Source organism: Dermatobacter hominis (genome assembly GCF_020715685.1).
In the GTDB taxonomy this organism is placed as follows: Bacteria; Actinomycetota; Acidimicrobiia; order Acidimicrobiales; family Microtrichaceae; genus Dermatobacter; species Dermatobacter hominis.
Genome location: NZ_CP085840.1, coordinates 1,638,037 through 1,660,767, shown reverse-complemented (window position 1 = coordinate 1,660,767; position 22,731 = coordinate 1,638,037). Strand labels below are relative to the sequence as shown.

The window sequence follows — 22,731 nt, the reverse complement described above, 5'->3', positions numbered from 1 at the left end:
TCCCGCTCCGGTCCGCTGGCGGGGCCGGAAACTGGAACCTCGTTCTAGTCAGACCTTACCGCTCCCTCCGTTCCTGCGTCAGCCGCCGTCGCCCGGCGACGGCGGCACACGCGAGGGCGGTGGGGGACGCTCAGCCGGTGGCGACCTCGCGGAGCAGCGCCCGCGTGCGCTGGCGCGACGCCGACGGGTCGTCGCCGACCGGGAAACGGCGCGGCCCAGACGTCGGTGGCGCCGGCGGCGACCAGGTCGTGCAGGGCGGCGGCCACCGTGGCCTCGTCGCCGACGATCGCAGCCTCGCCGGGGCCGTCCACGCCGCCGTGGGCGAGGACGCGCCGGTAGTTCGGGAGCGTGGCGTAGACGGCGAACTGCTCGGCGGCGACGGCCCTCGCCTCGGCGACGTCGTCATGGACGGCGACCGGCAGGCCGGCGACGACCCTCGGGTCGGGCCGCCCGGCCGCCGACGCCGCCGCAGCGATCCTGGGCGCGACGTGGTCGCGGATCGCGGCGGCGTTCGCCATCCACGTGATCGTCCCCTGGGCCTGCTCGCCCGCGACCCGCAGGAGCCGGGGTGCGAGCGCGGCGAGGAGGATCGGGATCGGCTCGCCGCCCGCCAGCGCGGGAGGACCGCCGGTGAAGCCCAGCTCGGCGCCCCGCCGGTCGACGGGCTCGCCGCGGAGCAGCGGCGCGAGCACGTCGAGGTACTCCTCGGTGTGGCGTCCGGGCGAGTCGTACGACAGGCCGTACACGTCCTCGACCACCGGCCGGTGCGACGGCCCGATGCCGAGCGTGAACCGCCCGGGCTCGCCGATCGCGGCGACGACGGCGGCGGCCCGCTGCGCCATCAGCCCGGGGTGGCAGGTGTAGGTCTGCAGCACCGAGGTGCCCAGCTCGATCCGGTCGGTGGCGCGACCGGCGATGGCGAGCGCGACGAGCGGATCGCCGGCCACGGCGCCGGGGAACCACACGGTGCTGAAGCCCTCCTCCTCGGCCCTCGCCACCTGGCGGACGATCCCGTCGACGCTGCTGGCCCCACCGGTCAGCCCGATCCGCATGTCCGTCCCCCTGTCGTAGGTTGGCCGCGTGAGCGCTGCGCCTACCACCAACGCCGGCGGGATGGTGACGATTCCCGCCGGGACCGTCCACATGGGGTCGGACCGCTTCTATCCCGAGGAGCGCCCGCGCCGTTCCGTCGACGTCGCGGCGTTCCGCATCGACGTGGGCCCGGTCACCAACGACCGCTTCGCCGAGTTCGTCGCCGACACCGGCTGGGTCACCCTGGCCGAGCGCCCGCTCGACCCGGCGGACTACCCGGGCGCCGACCCCGACCTCCTGCATCCCGGCGGCGTCGTGTTCCAGCAGCCGCCCGGCCCGGTCCCGCTCGACGACCCGTCGCGGTGGTGGGCCTACGTGCCCGGCGCGTCGTGGCGGGCGCCGCACGGGCCGGGCTCCGACCTGGTCGGGCGCGGCGACCACCCGGTCGTGCAGGTCGCCTTCGAGGACGCTGCCGCCTACGCCGCGTGGCGGGGCGCCCGGCTGCCGTCCGAGGCCGAGTGGGAGCGGGCGGCGCGCGGCGGGCTCGACGACGCCGAGTACTCCTGGGGCGACGAGCCGTACCCGGGCGACCGCCAGATGGCGAACACCTGGCAGGGCCGGTTCCCGTGGGAGCAGCTCGAGCTCGACGGCCACGCCGGGACCTCGCCGGTCGGGTCGTTCCCGGCCAACGGCTACGGGCTCGTCGACATGGCCGGCAACGTGTGGGAGTGGACCACCGACTGGTGGGTCGACCACCCCGTGGGGCCCGACGAGGGCGACCACGCGTGCTGCGGGTCGGGTGCGATCGACTCGGCGGCGCCGGGGGAGCGGTACGGTCGCCGGGTCATCAAGGGCGGCTCGCACCTGTGCGCGCCGAACTACTGCCACCGCTTCCGGCCGGCGGCCCGCCAGCCCGAGGCGATCGACACGTCCACCTGCCACGTCGGCTTCCGCTGCGTCGCCGAAGTGTGAGGGCGGCCGCACCGGGCAGGCCAGGGGCGCACGAGCCCGCGACGGACCAGGGGGACAGCACATGACGATCGACGACGAGACCGTGGCCGAGGGCGCGACCCTGCCCGACGGGACCGAGCTCCTCGATCCCGGCCTCGTGCCGCTGATGGAGCTCGTGCCCGACACCGACCTCGCGACGGTCGACCTCGTCCAGGCCCGCGCCGACTTCGTCCAGCTCGTCACCTCGCTGACCCCGCAGTCCGACGACGTGGAGGTCACCGAGCACGCCGTGCCCGACGACCGCGTGCCGGGCAGCCGGGCCACCGTCCGCGTCCACCGCGCCCGCGGCGTCGACGGCCCGCTGCCGGCGCTCGTCCACATCCACGGCGGCGGCTACGTGATCGGCAGCAACATCATGGACGACGGGCTCTTCGCCCGCTGGTGCCGGGCCCTCGGCGTCGTCGGCGTCTCGGTCGACTACCGCCTGGCGCCCGAGCACCCGTACCCGGCCCCGCTCGAGGACTGCTACGCCGCGCTGCTGTGGGCGCACGACCACGCCGACGAGCACGGGATCGACCGCGGTCGCATCGGCATCGGCGGTGGGAGCGCCGGCGGCGGGCTGGCCGCGGCGCTGGCGATCCTCGCCCGCGACCGCGGCGACGTGCCGGTCGCGTTCCAGCTCCTCGAGTGCCCGATGCTCGACGACCGCCAGGCCACGCCGTCGAGCCGGATGGACGGCCTCAAGGTCTGGAGCCGCGAGGCCAACACCTTCGGGTGGCGGTCCTACCTGGGCGACCTGTACGGCTCCGACGACGTCCCGGGCACCGCGGCGCCGGCCCGGGAGGCCGACCTCCGGGGGCTGCCGCCGGCCTACGTGTCGATCGGCGCGGCCGACGGCTTCCGGGACGAGGACATCGAGTACGCGCTCCGGCTGAACCAGTCGGGTGTCCCGACCGAGCTGCACGTCTACCCGGGCGTGCCCCACGGCGTCGGCATGTTCGTCGGCACGCCGTGGGCCGAGCGGTGGCAGCGCGACGTCGACGACTGGCTGGGCCGCGTGCTGCACCCGGAGGGCCCCGCGGGGACGTGAGCACCCCGGCCGCCGTCGCACCAGCGGGTGGTGCCGACGACGTCGGCCGGATCATCACGGCGCGCACGCTGCGGGGCGCGGCCGACGGGTTCGTCAGCGTCCTGCTCGCGCAGTACCTCACCGCGCTCGGCCTGTCACCGGTGCAGGTGGGCGCGATCGTCACCGGCACCCTGCTCGGGTCGGCCGCGCTCACGCTCACGTTCGGGCTGAGCGCCCACCGCGTCCCGCTGCGCCGTCTGCTGCTGGCGGCGTCGGTCGTGATGGTCGGCACCGGCGTGGGCTTCGCCGCCGCCAGCGCGTTCTGGCCGTTGCTGCTCGTGGCCGTCGTCGGCACGCTGAACCCGTCGGCCGGCGACGTCAGCGTCTTCCTGCCGACCGAGCAGGCCGTGGTGGCCGGCGAGGTGGCGGCGGCCCGGCGCTCGCGGACCTTCGCCCGCTACAACCTCGCCGGCACGCTGGCCGGCGCCGCGGGCACGCTCGCCTCGGGCGGGCCCGCTGCGCTGGCGGAGCGCACCGGCTGGAGCGAGCTCGCCCTCCAGCGCTCCGGCTTCGTCGCCTACGCCCTCGTCGGCGTTGCGGTGTTCGTCGTGTACCGGGGCGTGCGGTCCCGCGCCTCGGCGACCATGGGCAGCGACCAGGGGGCGCGCCGCCGCGTGCTGCACATGTCGCGCCGCACGGTGCTCGAGCTCGCGGCGCTGTTCAGCCTCGACTCCGCCGGCAGCGGGTTCGTCGTCACCTCGGTCCTGGTCCTGTGGTTGCAGCTCCGCTTCGAGCTGCAGTCCACGACGACTGCGGTCGTGTTCGCCGCGGCCGGAGTGCTGGGCGCGTGCTCGCAGCTCCTCGCGCCGCGCCTCGCGGACCGGATCGGCCTGGTGCGGACGATGGCGTTCACGCACATGCCGGCGAACGTGCTGCTCGTGCTCGCCGCCGCGTCGCCCAGCGGCGCCGTCGCGATCGTGGCGCTGCTGCTGCGCTCGCTGTGCGCGCAGATGGACGTGCCGGCCCGGCAGGCGTTCGTGATGGCGGTGGTGCCGGCCGAGGAGCGGGCGGCGGCGTCGAGCGTCACCAACGTGCCGCGCAGCCTCGCCTCCGCCGCCACGCCGATCCTGGCCGGGTGGCTGCTCTCGCAGTCGACCTTCGGCTGGCCGCTCGTCATCGCGGGGACCACGAAGCTGGCCTACGACGTGGTGCTGCTGGTTCTCTACCGCGACGTGCCCGAGCGACCGGGCGCGCGTCGCGGCGGCGCGAGCTGAGGCGACTGCGCCTCAGCTCGGGCTGACGGTCGCGTCGCCGGCCAGCAGCTCGTCGACCGCGCCGAGGATGAGCGGGGCGACGACGTCGGCCTCGGGACGGTCGCCCTGGATCGTCCGGGCCCGGCCGGCCACGGCCGCCGCGACCTCGATCGTGCGCACCGGGTCGAGGCGCGCCACGACCGTGTCGTCGACGAGCTCCACCGCGCCGGTCGCCGGTTCGAGGACGATCGGCGCCCACGTCGCGCCCTCGCGGTGGCGGGTGGCCACGACGAGGCCGACCGGCACCGGGGTCGTCGCCACGATCCCGACATCCTGCGGGTCGAGTGCCACCGTGGACCCGTCGGCCCGCCGGATCGACAGGGGCGTCGGGTACGGGTGCAGGAGCCCCTCGTCGTCGAGCACGGCGTACTCGTCGGAGCAGTACTCGGCGCCGGCCGCCACGAGGGCGCGCGTGAGCGTCGACTTGCCCGACATGGACCGCCCCGGCAGGACGATGCCGATGCCCCGCCACGAGACCGCGCCGGCGTGGACGAACATCGCGTCCCTGGCGTGGACGGCGACGCACAGGTGGACCTGCGACGCCGCCAGCCGGACGAGCTGGCGCTCGTCCTCGGCGTGGAACCGGCCGCCGCTGACCGAGGCGACCGACCCCGGATCGACCCTGACGACCTCGTGGACCTCGGCATCGCCGGGGCCCGCTGCCGCAGGGGCGAGGAGCGGCGCGAGCCGCTCGAGCACGCCGTCGGGTGCGTCGACCCCCACCAGCGCCCCGAAGGCGGCCACCACCAGCATCGGCCCATTGTGGCGGCTGGGGCCGAGGGCGCCGGTTCGCGGGCGACCGCCCGCGTGGGTGACCCGGCGCTGCCGCCGCAGACTCGGGGCATGGCGACCGACATCCCCGACACCCACACCGACCTCCTCGAGGCGCCCATCGCCACGCTGGCGACGGTCGGACCCGACGGTCGGCCCCAGCAGACGCTCGTGTGGTTCCTCTTCGAGGACGGACGGATCCGCATCTCGCTCAACACGAGCCGGCAGAAGACGAAGAACCTCCGCGACCGGCCCGTGGCCGACGTCCTCATCGCCGACGCGTCGGGCTACCGCTACCTCGAGGTCCGTGGCGACGTCGCCATCGAACCGGACGACGACTACTCCTTCGCCGACCGCGTCGGCGCGAAGTACGGCGGACAGGACCTGCGCGAGATCGACGGCGAGGGCGAGCGCCGCGTCGTGGTCACGGTCGAGCCCACGCGGGTCAACGCCGTGACGATGGGCTGACCCCGTCGTCGGCCACGGCCGGTCCGTTAGGTTGCCCGGCCGTGGACCTCTTCGAAGCGCTGTACACGACCCGGGCGATGCGACGGGTCTCCTCGGAGCCCGTGCCGGCCGACGTCCAGGCCTCCATCCTCGACGCCGCGATCCGGGCGCCCACCGGCGGCAACGCGCAGAACTGGCGGTTCCTCCTCGTCGACGACACCGACGTGATCGGTCGGGTCGCCCCGCTCTACAAGGCGGGCATCGACTCGCTGTGGGAGACGATCTACGCCGAGCGCGTCGCCTGGGCGAACGAGGACCCCGACGATCCCGAGCGGGCGCAGTTCCTCCGGGTGCAACGGTCGGCGGTGTGGGCGGCGGAGCACTTCGACCGCTACCCGCTGCTGCTCTTCGGCTTCGCGCAGCACGATCCCACGGGCGGGTCGATCTACCCGGCCCTGTGGAGCGCCCAGCTCGCGGCGCGGGCGCACGGCGTCGGCTCGACGCTGACCGTCGTCCTCATGTTCCACGACGAGGCGGTCAAGGAGATCCTCGGGGTGCCGACCGACGAGGGCTGGATCCAGGCCGGGTGCGTGCTGCTCGGGTACCCGACCGGCACGTGGGGGGTGGCGGCGCGCCGTCCGGTCGACGAGGTCTCGTTCCGCAACCGCTGGGGCGAACCGCTCGGCTTCGAGGTGCCCGAACCGCTCTGGCCCTGACGCCCACTCGCCCTCCCGGGCGGCGCCGGGCGGGACGGCGGTGGCCGCGGGACGGGATGGCCGCGGGACGGTGGCCGCAGCCGTAAGTTGGGTTATGGTCACATCGTGACGGGGGACGCACACGTGGTCGTGGACGTGGGGGAGCGGGCGCGGGCGCTCGCCGCCGTGCTCGACGAGCACGCGATCGAGGCCGAGGAGCTCCGCGAGCTCGCTCCGGCGGTGCTGGAGGCGGCGACCGCCGCCGACCTGTTCCGCATGGCGGTGCCGCGGGACCGCGGCGGCGAGGGTCGGGGCCTCCACGAGCTGGTCGACACGACCCGGACGCTGGCGACCGCCTGCCCCGCGTCGGCGTGGACGCTGTCGTTCCTCGTGCTGCACAACTGGTTGCTCACGCGCTTCCCCGAGCCGCTCCAGGACGAGGTCTCGGGTGGTCCCCGGGGATACGGCCTGCTGCCGGCGCCGCTCGCCCCGACCGGGTCGCTCCGCCGCGCGGCGGGGCCCGACGGCGAGCCGGGCTGGACGGTGCGGGGCCGGTGGGAGTGGGCGACGGGGGTCCGCCACGCCGACTGGGTGATGGTCACCGGCCTCGAGGAGCGCGACGACGCGTTCGTGGCCCGCTTCGCCGTGCTGCCCATGTCGGACGTCGTGGTCGAGGACGTCTGGCACATGTCGGGCATGCGCGCCACGGGGTCCGACACCGTGGTCGTCGACGGCGCGTTCGTCCCCGAGCACCGCACGGTGCTCGCCGACGACCTGCTGGCGCCCGGCGGGCCCGACCCGGAACACGACATGGCCCACCTGCCGGTCATGGCCGTCCTGGCGCTGGTCGCGGCGACGCCTGCGGTCGGCGCGGCCGAGCGGGCGGTCGAGCTCTACCGGTCCCGGGTGCAGGAGCGGGTGCTGGCGTACAGCTTCGGCGACCGAGCCGTGGACCAGCCGGCGGCGCACGTGCGGCTCGGCACCGCGCTCGCCGACGTGCGCGCCGCCCGCGCCGCGCTCGACGGTGCCGTCGACCGCCTCGAGGCCGCGTTCGGCGCCGACGACGACGGGATCGCGGTCCGGATGGCGGTGCGCCTGGCGGCCGCAGACGCGGTGCGCCGATCCGTCGCGGTCCTCGGCGACGTGTGCGCCGGTGCGGGTGCCAGCGTCTACCGCTCGGACTCGCCGCTGCAGCGGCTCCAGCGCGACGTCGAGGTGCTGAAGGGCCACGTCATCTTCGACTGGGACCGCACGGCCGAGCTCGCCGGCCGGCTCGAGCTCGGCCTGCCCCTCCGGCCGGCGGACAGGATCTGAGGTGGCCGACCGACGCGACCCGGCGATCGGCGAGGAACCGGACGGCAACGGCAGCCGGACCGCGTGGCTGGCGGCGGGCCAGGACCTGCTGCGCGAGGGCGGCTTCCAGGCGGTGAAGCTCGCGGCCCTGTGCGAGCGGACCGGCCGGACGACCGGCAGCTTCTACCACCACTTCTCGGGCATGGCCGAGTACCTCGGCGAGCTGGCGTCGTTCTTCGGCGACGAGCAGCCGCGCCTCGCGGTGCAGCGCCTGTCGGAGCTCCCGGCCGAGGAGCGGCTCCGGCGCCTGGAGCAGCTCAGCGTGCAGCTGCACATGGGGGCGCTGCACCGGGCCATGCGCGACTGGGCCACCTGCAACGAGCCCGCGGCCGAGGCGGTCCGGGGCGCCGACCACGTCCTGCTCGAGTTCATCCGCGACGCCTTCGTCGACCAGGGCGTCGACCGGGCGACGGCCGAGCTGCAGGCCGAGGTCGTGTACGCGCTGGCGATCGTGCGCCTCGACACGCCGTGGACCCGGCGCTCGACCAGCATCGACCGCGTCCTGCACGGCCTCGGGCGCTCCGCCGGCCCCTCGGTCGGCACCCCGTAAGCGGGCTTATGCTGACCACGACGAGCAACCGGGGGGTCCCGTCATGACGACACCGATCGGCGTCCACCACCTGGCCGTGTCCACGAAGGACATGAAGGGCCAGGTCGAGTTCTTCACGCAGGTCATGGGCGCGCCGCTCGTGGCGCTGTTCGACATGCACGGCGTCGAGGGGGCGTGGCACGGGTTCGTGCGGCTCAGCGACCACTGCCTGCTGAGCTTCGTGCAGGTCCCCGGCGTCGAGGACGTCGAGTCCACGGTCGGCGTGACGCACTCGGGCACCGGCGCGGGCATCAGCGCGCCCGGCACGATGCAGCACCTCGCGTTCGAGGTCGGGTCGATGGACGAGCTGCTCGGCATGCGCGACCGGCTCCGCTCCAACGGCGTGGTCACGTTCGGCCCGATCGACCACGGCATGTGCCACTCCATCTACTTCGCCGGCCCCGAGGGCCTGACGCTCGAGGCGGCGTTCTCCGAGGTGCCCGTCGACCACCGGGCCTGGGTCGACCCCGCCGTGTGCGAGGCGATCGGCATGACCCCCGACGACGTCCGCCGCTACGTCGACCCGGCGCCGTACGCCCGGCCGACAGAGCCCGTGGCCCAGGCGGCGATCGACCCGGCGATGCCGCAGATGGGCTACCCGCCAGAGGAGCTGGCGTTCATGGTCACCCTGACCGACGACGAGGTGACCGCGGCGGCCAGCACCCCCGACCCACCCGTCCGCCTGGCGGACGCGCCGTGAGCGCTCGGATCGAGGTCGAGCTCGTCGCGTACCCGCTCGTCTACCTGGAGCAGGCCGCCTTCAAGGACACCTACGGCGGACCCGAGGGCGTCGTCGTGCTCGAGTCCTACCTGTACCGGCCGGTCGGCGTCCCGTCCGACACGGTGCTGCTGTTCATGCACCCCATCGGTGCCGGGGCGTACCTGCCGATGGTCCGGGCGCTCGCCAAGGCCGGCCACCACGTCATCTACTGCAACAGCCGCTACCGGTCGGACTCGGCGCTGATCATGGAGAAGGTGGTGCTCGACCTGCGGGCCGCCGTCGCGGACGCCAAGGAGCGCCTCGGCTACTCCAGGGTCGTGCTCGCGGGGTGGAGCGGCGGGGGCTCGTTGTCGCTGCTCTACCAGGAGCAGGCCGAGCGGCCGTCGATCACCTCGACGCCGTGGGGCGACCCGCCCGACCTGACCGCGTCGGACCTGATCCCGGCCGACGCCGTGATGCTGCTGGCCGCCCACCCGAGCCGCCACGGCGTGCTGACCGACTCGCTCGACCCGGCGATCGTCGACGAGGCCGATCCCGAGCTGCGCGACCCGCAGTGGGACCTCTACGGCCCCGACGCCCCCGGACCGCCGTACGACCGGGGGTGGCTGGCGGGCTATCGCGCGGCCCAGGAGGAGCGGAACCGGCGCATCACCCGGTGGGTCCGGGCCGAGCTCGAGCGGCTGCGCGACGCCGGCCGACCGGACGAGGAGCGGGGCTTCGTCGTCCACGGCACGATGGCCGACCCGGCGGTGCTCGACGGCACGATCGACCCCAACGGGCGCCAGGTGGGCCAGTCGTACCTGGGCGATCCGGTCCTGGTGAACAACGGCCCGGTCGGCCTGGCCCGCTTCTGCACGCTGCGGAGCTGGCTGAGCCAGTGGAGCCTCGACGAGGCCCCGGCCGACGGGCTGCGCTGCGCGGCGGCGATCGACGTCCCCGTGCTCGTTCTGTCCAACGGCGCGGACGACGTCTGCTACCCGGAGATGGGCCGGTCGCTGTTCGCCGCGGTCCACCACGACGACAAGGAGCTGCACGTCGTCGAGGGCGCCACGCACTACTACCTGGGCACCGGGCCCGACGGCACCGACCAGCGGCCCAAGCTCGCCGAGGCGGTCGGCATCTGCTCGGCGTGGCTCGGGGCGCACGACCTGTCGCCCGAGGTCGCCGCCGGGTGAGGCCGGTCGGGGGACCGTCGCGTGAGGGCGCCGTGAGGTCCGTCGCGTGGAGGACGGTCGCGTGAGGTCCGTGCCGTGAGGTACGTCTACTCGGAGGACCACGCCCGCCACGCGCCGACGCGGGAGCTCGAGCTGTCGCGGTTCCAGGAGCCCTTCGAGCACCCCGGCCGGGCGACGGCGATCCACGACGCCCTCCGCGCCGATCCCACCTTCGAGGTCGTGGCGCCCGAGTCGTGGGGGACCGAGCCGATCTCGGCGGTCCACGACCCCGGTCTGGTGGCGTTCCTGTCGACGGCGTGGGAGCGGTACCAGGAGGAGGTCGGCCCGACCCACGACGTCGTGCCCGACGTGTTCCTCCACCCCGCGGTGCGGGACGGGATGGGTCCGGCGCCGGAGCCGACCCCGGTGGCGATGCAGCTGGGCCGCTGGTGCTTCGAGACGACGACGCCGCTCACCGACGGCACCTACGTCGCGGCCCGGTCCTCGGTCGACGTGGCCCTCACCGCCGCCGCGCTGGTCCTGCGCGACGGCGACCGGGCCGCATTCGGGCTGTGCCGCCCGCCCGGGCACCACGCCGCCACCGCCGCCTACGGCGGCTACTGCTTCTTCAACAACGCCGCCGTGGCCGCCCACCGCGCCGCCACCGCCGGGGCGAGGGTGGCCCTGCTCGACGTCGACTACCACCACGGCAACGGGAGCCAGCAGATCTTCTACGACCGCGACGACGTGCTGTTCGCGTCGATCCACGCCGATCCGGTCCGGGCCTACCCGTACACGACGGGCTTCGCGGACGAGACGGGCACCGGGCGCGGCCTCGGCGCCACGCTCAACGTGCCCCTCGCCGCCGGCGCCGGCGACGTCGAGCTGGCCGGCGCGCTCGAGCGGGCGCTCGAGGTCGTCGCCCGCCATCGGCCCGACGTGGTGGTCGTGTCGCTCGGCCTCGACATGTACGAGAGCGACCCGATCGCGGACCTCCGCGTCACCCGTGAGGGCTTCCACGCGAGCGGGCGGGCGGTCCGCGAGCTCGGGGTGCCGACCGTCGTCCTCCAGGAGGGCGGCTACGCCACCGACGAGCTGGGTCGCAACGCCACGGCGTGGCTGCGGGGGCTGGCCGGCGAGCCCGAGGGTCCCGATCACCGGCCGGGGCCTGACGATCCCCTCTAGCGCCGGCGGGCGAAGTGGACTACGTTCTGGACAGATGTCCAACTCCGTCGTCGCCCTCACCCCACGGCGCCACCTCTCGGACCGCCAGGCCCAGACGGTGCAGCGCCTGGTGGACGCCGCGGTCGAGGAGCTGCGCTCGGTCGGCTACGACGGCCTGACCGTCCGCAACGTGGCCAAGCGGGCGGGCGTCGCCCCGGCGACCGCGTACAACTACTTCGCCTCGCGCGAGCACCTGGTCACCGAGGTCTTCTGGCGCCGGCTCGAGTCCCTCCCGGAGACGCGGCTCGACGGTCGCCGCTCGGCGTCGTCGCGGGTGGCGTCGACGCTGTCCGAGATGGCGCTGCTCGTCGCCGACGAGCCCGAGCTGGCGGCGGCGTGCACGGTGGCGATGCTGTCGAACGACGCCGACGTCAAGGTGCTGCGCGACCGGATCGGGCTCACGTGGCGCCACCGCCTCCAGCGGGCGCTGGGGGACGCCGCCGACCCGGCGGTGCTGACCACGCTCGAGTTCGCGGTCTCGGGCGCCATGCTCCAGGCCGGGATGGGGCACCTGGACTACGCGGACCTGCCGGAGCGGCTCGCCCGCACCGCGGACCTGGTCGTCCGCTAGCCGACGACGAGATCGACAGACGGGGGGACCATGAGCGCCACGACGAGCGACGCCGTCACGTACGACCCGTACGCGTACGAGATCCACGAGGACCCGTACCCGACCTACGAGCGCCTCCGCGAGGAGGCGCCGCTGTACCGCAACGACGAGCTCGGCTTCTGGGCGGTCTCGCGCCACGCCGACGTGATCGAGGGGTTCCGCGACTTCGAGCGGCTCTCCAACTCCCACGGCGTCTCGCTCGACCCGTCGGCCTCCGGACCGCACGCCCACAAGACCATGTCGTTCCTGGGCATGGACCCCCCGATGCACGGCCGCATGCGGGGCCTCGTCTCCAAGGGATTCACGCCCCGCCGGGTCGCGGCACAGGAGCCGCGCATCCGGGAGATCGCCCGGTCCTACATCGACCGCATGCGCGAGACGCCCGACGACCTGGACTTCATCGCCGACTTCGCCGGCCGGCTCCCGATGGACGTGATCTCCGAGCTCATGGGCGTGCCGGTCGAGGACCGCGAGGAGCTGCGCCGGCTCAGCGACCTGCTGGTGCACCGCGAGGAGGGCATCCGCGACGTGCCGCCCGAGGGGGCGGCCGCCGCGCTCGATCTGGTCGTCTACTACTCCGACATGCTCGCCCAGCGGCGGGCCCGGCCGACCGACGACCTGACCTCGGCGCTGCTGGCGGTGGAGGTCGACGGCGACCGCCTCACCGACGACGAGATCATCGGCTTCCTCTTCCTCATGGTCGTCGCCGGCAACGAGACCACCACCAAGCTGCTCGCCAACGCCTGGTACTGGGCGTGGCGCAACCCCGACCAGCGGGCCAAGCCGTTCGCCGACCCCGGCCGGATCCCGACGTGGATCGAGGAGACGCTCCGCTACGACACCTCGTCGCAGATGCTCGCCCGCCTCGCGCTCGTCGACATCCCCTGGTACGACGAGGTGATCCCGGCCGGCGACCGGGTGCTGCTGCTGGCGGGCTCGGCCAACCGGGACCCGAGGGTGTTCTCGGACGCCGACTCCTACGACCTCGACCGGCCCGAGCCGCTGCCGCAGCTCGCCAGCTTCGGCTTCGGCCGCCACTTCTGCCTCGGCGCCTCGCTCGCCCGGCTCGAGGCGAGGGTCGCGCTCGAGGAGCTGATCGCTGCGTTCGACGGCTACGACATCGACCCCGACGGCATCGAGCGGGTCCACTCCGTCAACGTGCGGGGCTTCGCCCGGGTCCCGACCTCGGTGTCGGCCAGGAGCGGGCCGCCCCGCGCCACGCCCACGGGAGGGGACGCCTGATGCCGCGCTTCGAACCGCACCCCGAGCGCCGCGCCGCCGTCGTCACCGGCGCCTCGTCCGGCCACGGCACGGCGATCGCCACCGCCCTCGCCGCGGCGGGCCACCCCGTGGTCGTCGGCGCCCGCCGGCTCGACCGGCTCGAGGAGCTGGTGGCCAAGATCACCGCCGACGGCGGCCAGGCCCTGGCCGTGCCGCTCGACCTGACCGATGCCGCGTCGATCCGCACGTTCGCCGCCCGGGCCGAGGACGAGCTCGGGCCGATCGAGATCCTCGTCTCGAACGCCGGCGACGTGCAGCCGATCACCACGCTGGCCGACCCCGACGAGTTCCACCGCCAGCTCCAGGTCAACCTGCTCGGCGCCCAGTCGCTCGTCCACGAGCTCGTGCCCCACATGGTCGCCCGCCAGCGCGGCGACGTCGTGTTCGTGACCTCCGAGGTGGCCCAGGACCCCCGGACGTACATGGCCGCCTACGTCGCGTCGAAGGCGGGGCTCGAGGGCTACGCCCGGGCCATGGCCATGGAGTGCGAGGGGACCGGCGTGCGCGTCGGCATCGTCCGGCCCGGCCCGTCGAGCACCGAGCAGGGCACGACGTGGGACGCCGACACGATCGAGACCGTGGTCGGCTCGTGGTACCGCTGGGGGCTGCTGCGCCACGACGGCGCCATCCGCCCGAGCGAGTTCGCGCAGGCCGTGCTGGCCGTCGTGTCGGCGCCGAAGGGCACCCGGTACGCGCTGCTCGAGGTGCAGCCCGAGGCGCCGGTGGCCGCGCCGGCCGACACGGTGCTCGCCGAGTACGGACCGCAGGCGTCGGCCCCACCCGACGCCGCGGACGAGACACGACCCGAGGGGGAGCGATGACCGACACCCTGACCACCGACAGCTCGACCGACGCCGACATCCCGAAGGTGTCGGGCGACGACGGCGGGACCGGCCACCTGGAAGAGCTCCGCGTCGACCCCATCGGGCTGATGCGCCGGACCCGGGACGAGTGCGGTGACGTCGGCGAGTTCCGCCTGGCCGACAAGGAGGTCGTCCTCCTGACGGGCGCCGAGGCGAACGAGATCTTCTTCCGCGCGTCCGACGACGAGCTCGACCAGGCCGCGGCCTACCCGTTCATGACGCCCATCTTCGGCGAGGGCGTCGTGTTCGACGCCAGCCCCGAGGAGCGACGCCGGGCGCTGCACAACCAGTCGCTGCGCGACAAGTTCATGCGAGGCCACGCGGCGACGATCACCGCGGAGATCGAGCGGATGCTCGACCGGTGGGACGACGAGGGCGAGATCGACCTGCTCGACTTCACGGCCGAGCTGTTCATCTACACGTCGACGTCGTGCCTGATCGGCCCGAAGTTCCGTGAGGAGCTCGACGTCGAGGTCGCCCACCTGTTCCACGACCTCGAGCAGGGCACCGACGCCATCGCCTACGTCGACGCGTACGCCGACATCGAGAGCTTCCGCCGGCGCGACGCCGCCCGGGCCGCGCTGGTCGAGCGCATCGAGGCGATCATGGACAAGCGGCGTCAGGAGGGCCTCCCCGCCGACAAGGACGAGATGGACCTGGTCGACGTGCTGATGTCGATCAAGGACGAGCACGGGGTCGAGCAGTTCTCCGCCGACATCATCACCGGCATGTTCATCTCGATGATGTTCGCCGGGCACCACACGACGTCGGGCACCGCGGCGTGGGTGATCATCGAGCTGCTCCGCAACCCCGAGGTGATGGCGGAGGTGGTCGCCGAGATGGACGCGCTGGCCGAGGCCGGTGGCGGTGAGATCACCTACCAGGACCTGCGCGAGGTGCCGTGGCTCGAGAGCTCGATCAAGGAGGCGCTCCGCCTGCACCCGCCCCTGATCCTGCTCCTGCGGAAGGTCGTCGAGCCGCTCGAGGTCGAGGGCTACACGGTGCCGCCGGGCAAGCTCGTCGGTACGTCGATCGCGGTGTCGAACCGGCTGGAGGGCGCGTTCGAGGACCCGGACCGGTTCGACCCGAGCCGCTACATCGAGCCCCGCCAGGACGACCTCGACAACCCGTGGAACTGGATCCCGTTCGGGGCCGGACGCCACCGCTGCGTGGGCGCCGCCTTCGCGCTGATGCAGCTCAAGACGATCTTCTGCGTGCTGCTCCGCGACTGGGAGCTCGAGCCGGCGCAGCCGCCCGAGACGTACCGGAACGACCACTCGAAGATGGTGGTGCAGCTCGCCCAGCCCTGCCGGGTGCGCTACCGCCGCCGGGTCCACGCTGCCGCGCAGGGCGCGGGCGGGGACGGGGCCTGATGGGGTTCCGCATCGTGGTCGACAACGACCTCTGCCAGGGCCACGCCGTCTGCGAGGGTGAGGCGCCCGACCTCTTCGAGGTCGGCAAGGACATGAAGGTCCGCGTGCTCGACGAGCGCCCGGGCGACAGCCAGCGCAGGGCCGCCGAGATGGCGGTGAAGTACTGCCCGACCCACGCGATCGCCCTCGTCGAGGAGCCGACGGAGCGAGGCGACCCATGACCGAGCCGGGCGGCACGCGCCCGACCACCAGCTCGCCGACCACCGGATCGACCGGACGAACGAACAACCAGGGGGACACATGACCGCATATCCACGCGAGGAGCTCGAGGCGATGGTCGAGCACTGGCTCGAGGCCAACCGCCAGGCCGAGGCCGGCGGCGACTGGCGCGTGATGGCCGAGTGCTACGCCGAGGACGCGACGTACGGCTGGAACTACGGGCCCGAGGTCAACTTCATGGCGGTCGGTCGCGACCAGATCCGCGACTGGGCCATCGGGCTCGAGATGGACGGGCTCGACGGCTGGACCTATCCCTACGAGCAGATCCTGATCGACGAGAAGGTCGGCCAGGTGATCGGGCTCTGGCGCCAGGTGGCCGACGCCAGGAGGGAGGACGGCTCGACCTACGAGATCGCCGGCATCGGCGGCAGCTGGTTCCGCTACGGCGGCGACATGCAGTGGGCGTGGCAGCGGGACTGGTTCGACCTCGGCAACGCCGGCGCCCTGTTCCTCGAGATGATGTCGGCCGACAAGCTGTCCGAGGGCATGACCGCCCGCATGCACCGGGCGCTCGGCCAGCAGCCCGGCCACTACCCGCTCCGCGAGACGCCCGCCCCGCTCTGGCCCGAGGACCGCTGATGGCCGATCTCGGAGCGTTCACACAGGGCCTGGACGTCCTCCTCGTCGACGGCAAGCTCGTCCCGGCCTCCGGCGGCGCCACCTTCGCCACCGCCAACCCCGCCACCGAGGAGGTGCTCGGCGTCGCCGCCGACGGCACCGCGGCCGACATGGACGCCGCCATCGCCGCGGCGCGCGCTGCGTTCGACGACGGCGCCTGGGCCTCGGACCCCGCCTTCCGGGCCCGCTGCATCCGCCAGCTCCGCGACGCGCTCCAGGCGCACGGCGACGAGATGCGGGCGCTGACCACCGCCGAGGTGGGCGCGCCGGCGTTCCTGACCAACGGCCCGCAGTACGACTTCCCGGTCGAGGACCTCGGCTACTACGCGGACCTCGCCGAGGGCTACGACGGCTGGGTCCAGGACCTGGGCGAGAAGGAGTCGTTCGGGATCGTCTCGCGCCGGAGCCTCCACAAGGAGCCCGCCGGGGTCGTCGGGGCCATCACCCCGTGGAACTTCCCGCACCAGATCAACGTGGCGAAGCTCGGACCGGCGCTGGCCGCAGGCTGCACGGTCGTGCTGAAGCCGGCGCCCGACACGCCGTGGTGCGCGAGCGCCGTCGCCCGGATCGTGGCCGAGGAGACCGACATCCCGGCCGGCGTGCTCAACGTCGTCACCTCGTCGGACCACCTGCTCGGGTCGCAGCTGGCGGGCGACCCCCGGGTCGACGTCGTGTCGTTCACCGGCTCGACCAACACGGGCCGGTCGGTCATGCGCGACGCCGCCGAGCACCTGACCAAGGTGTTCCTGGAGCTGGGCGGCAAGTCGGCGTTCATCCTGCTCGAGGACGCGGACGTCGGCGCGGCGGCGTCGCTGGCCGCGTTCACCGCGTCGACCCACGCCGGCCAGGGCTGCGCGATCACCACGCGCCTGCTCGTGCCGGCGGCGGTGCACGACCAGGCGGTCGAGGCCGCCGCTGCGACGATGGGCGCGCTGGCTGCCGGCGACCCGACCGACCCGGGCACGATCTGCGGCCCGCTGATCTCCGAACGCCAGCGCGATCGGGTGCAGGGCTACCTCGACCTGGCGGTCGAGGAGGGGGGCTCGTTCGCCGTCGGCGGCGGCCGGTCGGAGCGGTTCGACAAGGGCTGGTTCATCGACCCGACGCTGGTCGTCGGCCTCGACAACTCGGCACGCGTGGCCCGGGAGGAGATCTTCGGCCCGGTGCTCACGGTCATCCCGTACGAGGGCGAGGACCAGGCGGTGGCCATCGCCAACGACTCGCCCTTCGGGCTGTCGGGCGCGATCCACTCGACCGACCCCGAGCACGCCATGGCGGTCGCGGCCCGCATCCGCACCGGCACGCTCGGCGTGAACGGCGGCATCTGGTACGCCGCCGATGTGCCCTTCGGTGGCTACAAGGAGTCCGGCATCGGCCGGGAGATGGGCGTCGCCGGGTTCGAGGAGTACCTGGAGACGAAGGCGATCGCCATCGCCGACTGACCACCTCGCCCGGCGCGCGTGGCAGCACCGATCGGTGCGCCACCCACGCAGGCGGGTCGGGCGGCGACGCGAGGCGACGGCACGAGCAGAGGAGCGCAGGGACATGGGGAAGTTCGACGGGAAGGTCAGCATCGTCACCGGTGCGGCCGGCGGCATCGGCGAGGGCTACGCCCGCCGGCTGGCGTCCGAGGGCGCGTCGGTGGTCATCGCCGACATCGACGGCGAACGGGCCGAGAAGGTGGCGGCCGACATCGCCGCGGGCGGCGCTGCGACGCTGGGCCTGCGGGTCGACGTGTCGGACCCGGCGTCGACGCAGCGGATGGCGGCCGACACCATGGAGGCGTTCGGCCGGATCGACCACCTGGTGAACAACGCCGCGATCTTCGGCGGCATGGAGATCGACCTCCTGCTGACCGTCGACTGGGACTACTACCGCCGCTTCATGGCCGTGAACATGGACGGCGCGCTGCTGTGCATCCGGGCCTGCTGGGAGCACATGGCGGCCGGCGGCGGCGGGGCGATCGTGAACCAGTCGTCGACGGCGGCCTACATGTACGCCAACTTCTACGGGCTGGCGAAGTCGGGCATCAACGGCCTCACCATCCAGCTCGCCCACGAGCTCGGCGGGTCCAACATCCGGATCAACGCGATCGCTCCGGGCCCGACCGACACCGACGCCGCCCGCACCGTCGTGCCGGGCTCGATCATGGACGACATCGTCAAGGGGCTGGCCCTGAAGCGCCGAGGCACGCCCGAGGACATGGCGGGCATGCTCAGCTTCCTCCTGTCCGACGACGCCAGCTGGATCACCGGCCAGATCTTCAACGTCGACGGCGGCCAGGTCGTCCGGGCATGAGCGGGAACAGGACCCGCACCGGGTTCATCGGGCTGGGCAACATCGGCGCGCCGATGGCACGCCGGCTGCTCGACGATCCGGCCAGCCTGGTCGTGCTCGACGTGGTGCCCGAGGCGACCGAGCCGTTCGCGGCGGAGGGCGCCACGGTGGCGTCGACGCCGGCCGAGCTCGCCCGGGACGTGGCGGTGATCAGCATCGTCGTGCAGAACGAGCAGCAGGTCCGCGACGTGCTGGACGGCCCCGACGGCATCCTGGCCACCGCCGCGCCCGGGACGGTGGTCGCGGTGCACTCGACGATCAGCGCCGAGGGCGCGGTCGCGTTGGCCGAGCTGGCCGCCGGCTCGCAGGTCGAACTGGTCGACGCACCGATCAGCGGGGGTGCCATGGGCGCCCACGAGGGCACGCTCGCGGTGATGGTCGGCGGCTCCGAGCAGGCCGTCGAGCGGGCCCGGCCCACGCTCGACCGCTACGCCTCGCTGGTCGTCCACGCGGGCCCGGTGGGTGCGGGCACCCACATGAAGATCGCCCGCAACCTCATCACCTTCGCCAGCTACGCCGCCGGGGGCGAGGCCCAGCGGCTGGCCGCCGCCGCGGGCCTGGACATCGCCCGGCTCGGCGAGGTCGTGCGCCACTCGGACCGCATCACCGGCGGTCCGGGCGCGGTCATGATCCGGCCGACGGCCGCGGAGATGGACGAGTCCGACGGGCTCCGGCCCATCTTCGGCCACACCCTGACGCTGGGGGCGAAGGACCTCGACCTCGCCGCCGAGATGGGCGACGAGCTCGGGGTCGACACGCCGTTCGCCGAGCTCGCCCGCCGCACCCTCGGCGCCGCGCTCGGCCTGGAGCCGTACCCGGAGGGCTGACGTGCGCCACCTCGACGACCTCTCGCACGACGAGCTCGCGGTCCTGGTCCGCGAGTACCTGCTGGCCGGCCAGCTGATGGACCGCGCCGGCATGCCGCACCTGATCAGCGCCTACGGCCGCGACGAGATGGCCGACATCGCGATCGACGAGTGGATGGGCGCGAGCCCGATCTACTCGATGCGGATGCAGCGACTGCTCGACTTCGCCGCCGGCGACGTGTCCACGATCTTCAAGGGCATGCAGTTCGACATCGGGGCCCCGCCCGAGTTCATGGACTTCCGCTACAAGGTGATCGACCCGCACCACGGCGAGTTCTGGCTGGACCACTGCGGTGCGCTCATGGACGTCGAGCCGATGGGCGACGACTACGTCACGGCCATGTGCCACGCGATCGAGGACCCGACGTTCGACGCCACGGCGATCGCGACCAACCGCCGGGCCCAGGTGCGCCCGATCCACCGCCCGCCGCGCGTGCCCGCCGACCGGCACCCGCACTGCCACTGGACGGTCGTCATCGACGACTCGCACCCGGAGCTGCCGCTGCCCGAGCCCATGTCGCACGTCGAGCGCACGCTCCTCGCCGGCATCGAGCTGCCGCCCCTCGGGGCCGGCGCCGGCGACGCCGAGCTGGCCGACGGCTGGAACGACTACCGGGCCCCGGTCGACCCCGACCTGCAGACCGAGCAGTTCTCGACCGCCGCGCTCCGGGCGCTGGCCGAGGAGATCTGCGTGCAGCAGCACCTGCTCGTGACGTCGTTCTGCTTCGCCATCGAGCGACGCCACGGCACCGAGGACGCCGTGTCGGTGGTCGAGCGGCAGTTCACCGGCATCGCCGGCCTCACGTCGGAGCGGCTCCGGGCCGCGCTCGGCCTCGGCAGCGACCCTGCGGACGGGCCGGTCACGGCCTCGCTCGACGAGGTGGCGACCGTGCTGGAGCTGCACCCGGCGTTCCGACCCCGGGCCTACGTCGACTGGCGGGTCCGGCTCGCCGACGACGGCGGCGCGCTCACCGTCGAGCTCGGCGACTGCCCTGCGCTGCACGAGCAGGGCTTCGAGACCTGGATCAGCCGCCTGGCCGACGGCCACGACGGCGGCCTCGTCACCGCCGTGCAGGGCGTCACGCCGTTCGGTCGGGTGCAGCGGACCGGCCCCCGCTCGTGGTCGGTCACGCTGGTCGACGAGCCGGCCACGGAACCGTCCGAGGTGGCGCTGACCCGGTTCAGCACCGGCGCCGACTTCACCTTCGTCGCCACGCCCGTCACCCTCGCCGCCCGCCGGGCCACGACGTCGTCGTAGCGCTCGCGCCCGGGTGCGTTCGGGCGGGTCAGGCGTCGCGGCGCACGACGAGGACCTGGTCGGCCGGCACCTCGTCCACCACCTGGGGTGCAGTCGTCCCCGGCCAGCGCACCTCCACCCGGGCCCGCTCGGCCCGGTCGAGCCCGACGTGCACCTCGGCCGGGACCTGCGACTCGTACGAACCGCCGCCGAGCAGCCACGACGTCACCGGGTCCCCGCCGTCCGGCGTCACCACGACCTCCGCCCCGATGCCGGCCCGGTTGCCGGGGGTCGAGGGGTCGTCGAGCCGGACGGTCAGCCACCGCCGCGGCGGGCTGTCGTTGCGGTACAGGCGCGGCGGCCCGCCGAAGTCGGCCACGAGCAGGTCGAGGTCGCCGTCGCGGTCCGCGTCGAACGGCACCAGCGCCCGGCCGAGCCCGCGGTCGTCGAGCCCGATCGCCGCCGCCACGTCGGTGTGCGACGCCCCGTCACGGGCCCAGAACACGAGCGGGTCGGAGGCCGCCGCCTCCCGGTCGTCGTCGCCCGTCGAGTAGCCGTTCGTCATCACCACCGACCGCCGGCCGTCGTTGCCGAAGTCCTCGACGGCCGCGCCCCAGCCCCAGCCGCCGTTGCGGAGCCCGAGCTCGTCGGTGGCGTCCCGGAACCGGCCGCCGCCGACGTTCAGGTACGCCCGGTTGCCCGAGGAGCCGAACCCCCCGCCGAGCGGCAGCGGCGCCGGGTCGTCGCCGACCGGTCCGATGCCGGTCACGAACCAGTCGGGGAGCCCGTCGCCGTCCAGGTCGGCGACCACCGACCCCATCCCGTTCTCGTCGGTGCCGACCCCGGCCGCGGCGGTGACGTCGCTGAACCGGGTCCCGCCCTCGTTGCGGAAGAGCCGGCTGGTGCAGAAGTCGCCGGTGATCAGCAGGTCGTCCCACCCGTCCCCGTCGACGTCGGCGAAGGTGCCGGTGAAGCCCATGATCTCGTCGAAGGGGAGCCCGACCTCGGCCGACACGTCCCGGAACCGGCCGTCGCCGTCGTTGCGGTACAGCCGACCACGGTTGGCCGGTGCCCCGTCGGCCCGCGGGAAGCGCCGTTCGGCCAGCCATGCGGCGCGGGGGCACACGGTGGTGCCGTCGGCTGCGGGACGGATGTCGGCGGCCGACGGGTCCGCGAGCGCAGCCACGATCGTGTCGTCCCAGTGGGTGACCAGGACGTCGAGGTCGCCGTCCTGGTCGAAGTCGGCGGGCGTGATGCCGTGCGCCTGGGCGAGCTCGCCGGCGCCGACGGGCGGCAGGTCGTCGAGGCCGCTCCCGGCGGTCGCGTCGGCGAACCGTCCGTCGCCGTCGTTGCGGTGCAGCGTGGTCCCGCCGCCTCCCGACGCGGTGACCAGCAGGTCGTCGTCGCCGTCGCCGTCGACGTCCGCGAAGGCCGCCGCCGACGACCCCTGCCCGTCGGGGTGCCGGTCCAGGCCGGCGGCGCGGGTGCCGTCCGTGAAGCGCCCGTCGCCGTCGTTGAGCATCAGCCGGTCCGGCCGGCCGATCCGGGTGAGGAACACGTCCAGGTCGCCGTCGTCGTCCACGTCGTGGACCGCAGCGCCTGCGGTCATCGCGGACTCGCCGGTCAGGGCCGCTCCTCCTGCGGGAGCCGGGCCGCTGTGCGGCTCGTCGAGGCCCGCCTCGGCGGTCACGTCGGTGAACCGGAGGTCGCCGGCCGCGGCGGGCCGGTCCGGTGCGGTCGCGGCGGTCCCGGCGCCGGCGGCCGCACCGTCGTCGTCGCCTCCGAGCACCAGGCGCAGCACCACGAGCAGCGCCACGACGGCGACGAGGGCCACGAGGGGGATCACACGCCGCTGCGCCATCGCCATCCCGCCCGCCTCCCCCCAGGTGCGTCGACCCGGTCGACGATACCGGCCAGGGTGTTGTGCGTTCCGTCGCACACCCCCATA

At 74.0% G+C, this 22,731-nt stretch carries 22 protein-coding genes and 1 pseudogene; 20 read left to right on the top strand and 3 right to left on the bottom strand.

What is annotated here, in order from left to right; translation table 11 throughout:
• Positions 1–130 precede the first annotated feature (130 nt).
• Positions 131–1,052, bottom strand: a pseudogene (locus tag LH044_RS07715) (TIGR03564 family F420-dependent LLM class oxidoreductase).
• A gap of 28 nt (positions 1,053–1,080) precedes the next feature.
• On the opposite strand from LH044_RS07715, the gene LH044_RS07710 reads away from it, so the two are divergent.
• The 3 genes from LH044_RS07710 (at position 1,081) to LH044_RS07700 (ending at position 4,326) form a co-directional block, all read left to right on the top strand.
• Positions 1,081–2,004: a formylglycine-generating enzyme family protein gene (locus LH044_RS07710; protein WP_227759237.1), complete on the top strand. Its 924-nt coding sequence runs from the start codon at positions 1,081–1,083 to the stop codon at positions 2,002–2,004.
• A gap of 61 nt (positions 2,005–2,065) precedes the next feature.
• Positions 2,066–3,073, top strand: a complete 1,008-nt coding sequence (locus LH044_RS07705; protein ID WP_227759235.1) for an alpha/beta hydrolase — start codon at positions 2,066–2,068, stop codon at positions 3,071–3,073.
• Complete coding sequence (locus LH044_RS07700) at positions 3,070–4,326, top strand: MFS transporter (protein ID WP_227759232.1); 1,257 nt, start codon at positions 3,070–3,072, stop codon at positions 4,324–4,326. Before LH044_RS07705 ends, LH044_RS07700 begins: the two co-directional genes overlap by 4 nt.
• Before the next feature lie 12 nt (positions 4,327–4,338).
• On the opposite strand, the gene LH044_RS07695 is transcribed toward LH044_RS07700, so the two are convergent.
• Complete coding sequence (locus LH044_RS07695) at positions 4,339–5,118, bottom strand: hypothetical protein (RefSeq protein ID WP_227759231.1); 780 nt, start codon at positions 5,116–5,118, stop codon at positions 4,339–4,341.
• Between the two features lie 90 nt (positions 5,119–5,208).
• Here LH044_RS07695 and LH044_RS07690 point away from each other — a divergent pair, with 90 nt between their 5' ends.
• The 17 genes from LH044_RS07690 (at position 5,209) to LH044_RS07610 (ending at position 20,804) form a co-directional block, all read left to right on the top strand.
• Positions 5,209–5,604 (top strand): PPOX class F420-dependent oxidoreductase, encoded by a 396-nt coding sequence (locus LH044_RS07690; RefSeq protein ID WP_227759230.1) that lies wholly within the window; start codon positions 5,209–5,211, stop codon positions 5,602–5,604.
• Between the two features lie 41 nt (positions 5,605–5,645).
• Positions 5,646–6,299, top strand: a complete 654-nt coding sequence (locus tag LH044_RS07685; protein WP_227759229.1) for a nitroreductase family protein — start codon at positions 5,646–5,648, stop codon at positions 6,297–6,299.
• Between the two features lie 105 nt (positions 6,300–6,404).
• The gene (locus tag LH044_RS07680) at positions 6,405–7,592 is read left to right on the top strand and encodes an acyl-CoA dehydrogenase family protein (RefSeq protein WP_227759228.1); all 1,188 of its coding nucleotides are present in this window, start codon (positions 6,405–6,407) and stop codon (positions 7,590–7,592) included.
• A 1-nt stretch (position 7,593) separates the two neighbouring features.
• Positions 7,594–8,181 (top strand): TetR/AcrR family transcriptional regulator, encoded by a 588-nt coding sequence (locus LH044_RS07675; protein ID WP_227759227.1) that lies wholly within the window; start codon positions 7,594–7,596, stop codon positions 8,179–8,181.
• A gap of 43 nt (positions 8,182–8,224) precedes the next feature.
• Entirely contained in the window at positions 8,225–8,920 is a 696-nt protein-coding gene (locus LH044_RS07670; protein WP_227759225.1) for a VOC family protein, read from the top strand.
• Complete coding sequence (locus LH044_RS07665; RefSeq protein ID WP_227759223.1) at positions 8,917–10,116, top strand: alpha/beta hydrolase family protein; 1,200 nt, start codon at positions 8,917–8,919, stop codon at positions 10,114–10,116. The genes LH044_RS07670 and LH044_RS07665 overlap by 4 nt, the downstream gene beginning before the upstream one ends.
• 75 nt (positions 10,117–10,191) lie before the next feature.
• Positions 10,192–11,280 carry a histone deacetylase family protein gene (locus tag LH044_RS07660; protein ID WP_227759222.1) on the top strand — a complete coding sequence of 363 codons (1,089 nt, stop codon included), beginning with the start codon at positions 10,192–10,194 and terminating at the stop codon, positions 11,278–11,280.
• Between the two features lie 34 nt (positions 11,281–11,314).
• Positions 11,315–11,890, top strand: coding sequence for a TetR/AcrR family transcriptional regulator (locus LH044_RS07655; RefSeq protein ID WP_227759221.1), 576 nt, complete (start codon positions 11,315–11,317; stop codon positions 11,888–11,890).
• 30 nt (positions 11,891–11,920) lie between these two features.
• The gene (locus tag LH044_RS07650) at positions 11,921–13,171 is read left to right on the top strand and encodes a cytochrome P450 (protein WP_227759220.1); all 1,251 of its coding nucleotides are present in this window, start codon (positions 11,921–11,923) and stop codon (positions 13,169–13,171) included.
• Entirely contained in the window at positions 13,171–14,031 is an 861-nt protein-coding gene (locus LH044_RS07645) for an SDR family oxidoreductase (RefSeq protein WP_227759218.1), read from the top strand. The genes LH044_RS07650 and LH044_RS07645 overlap by 1 nt, the downstream gene beginning before the upstream one ends.
• Positions 14,028–15,446, top strand: coding sequence for a cytochrome P450 (locus LH044_RS07640; RefSeq protein ID WP_227759217.1), 1,419 nt, complete (start codon positions 14,028–14,030; stop codon positions 15,444–15,446). The genes LH044_RS07645 and LH044_RS07640 overlap by 4 nt, the downstream gene beginning before the upstream one ends.
• Positions 15,446–15,667: a ferredoxin gene (locus LH044_RS07635; protein WP_227759215.1), complete on the top strand. Its 222-nt coding sequence runs from the start codon at positions 15,446–15,448 to the stop codon at positions 15,665–15,667. Before LH044_RS07640 ends, LH044_RS07635 begins: the two co-directional genes overlap by 1 nt.
• 79 nt (positions 15,668–15,746) lie before the next feature.
• Positions 15,747–16,304 (top strand): Cif family virulence factor, encoded by a 558-nt coding sequence (locus tag LH044_RS07630; RefSeq protein WP_227759214.1) that lies wholly within the window; start codon positions 15,747–15,749, stop codon positions 16,302–16,304.
• Complete coding sequence (locus tag LH044_RS07625) at positions 16,304–17,785, top strand: aldehyde dehydrogenase (protein ID WP_227759213.1); 1,482 nt, start codon at positions 16,304–16,306, stop codon at positions 17,783–17,785. Before LH044_RS07630 ends, LH044_RS07625 begins: the two co-directional genes overlap by 1 nt.
• 103 nt (positions 17,786–17,888) lie before the next feature.
• Positions 17,889–18,641 carry an SDR family oxidoreductase gene (locus tag LH044_RS07620; RefSeq protein WP_227759212.1) on the top strand — a complete coding sequence of 251 codons (753 nt, stop codon included), beginning with the start codon at positions 17,889–17,891 and terminating at the stop codon, positions 18,639–18,641.
• Positions 18,638–19,507, top strand: coding sequence for an NAD(P)-dependent oxidoreductase (locus LH044_RS07615; RefSeq protein WP_227759210.1), 870 nt, complete (start codon positions 18,638–18,640; stop codon positions 19,505–19,507). The genes LH044_RS07620 and LH044_RS07615 overlap by 4 nt, the downstream gene beginning before the upstream one ends.
• Position 19,508: 1 nt before the next feature.
• Positions 19,509–20,804: a hypothetical protein gene (locus LH044_RS07610; protein WP_227759209.1), complete on the top strand. Its 1,296-nt coding sequence runs from the start codon at positions 19,509–19,511 to the stop codon at positions 20,802–20,804.
• A 28-nt stretch (positions 20,805–20,832) separates the two neighbouring features.
• On the opposite strand, the gene LH044_RS07605 is transcribed toward LH044_RS07610, so the two are convergent.
• Positions 20,833–22,650, bottom strand: a complete 1,818-nt coding sequence (locus LH044_RS07605) for a CRTAC1 family protein (RefSeq protein ID WP_227759208.1) — start codon at positions 22,648–22,650, stop codon at positions 20,833–20,835.
• Positions 22,651–22,731: the final 81 nt, after the last annotated feature.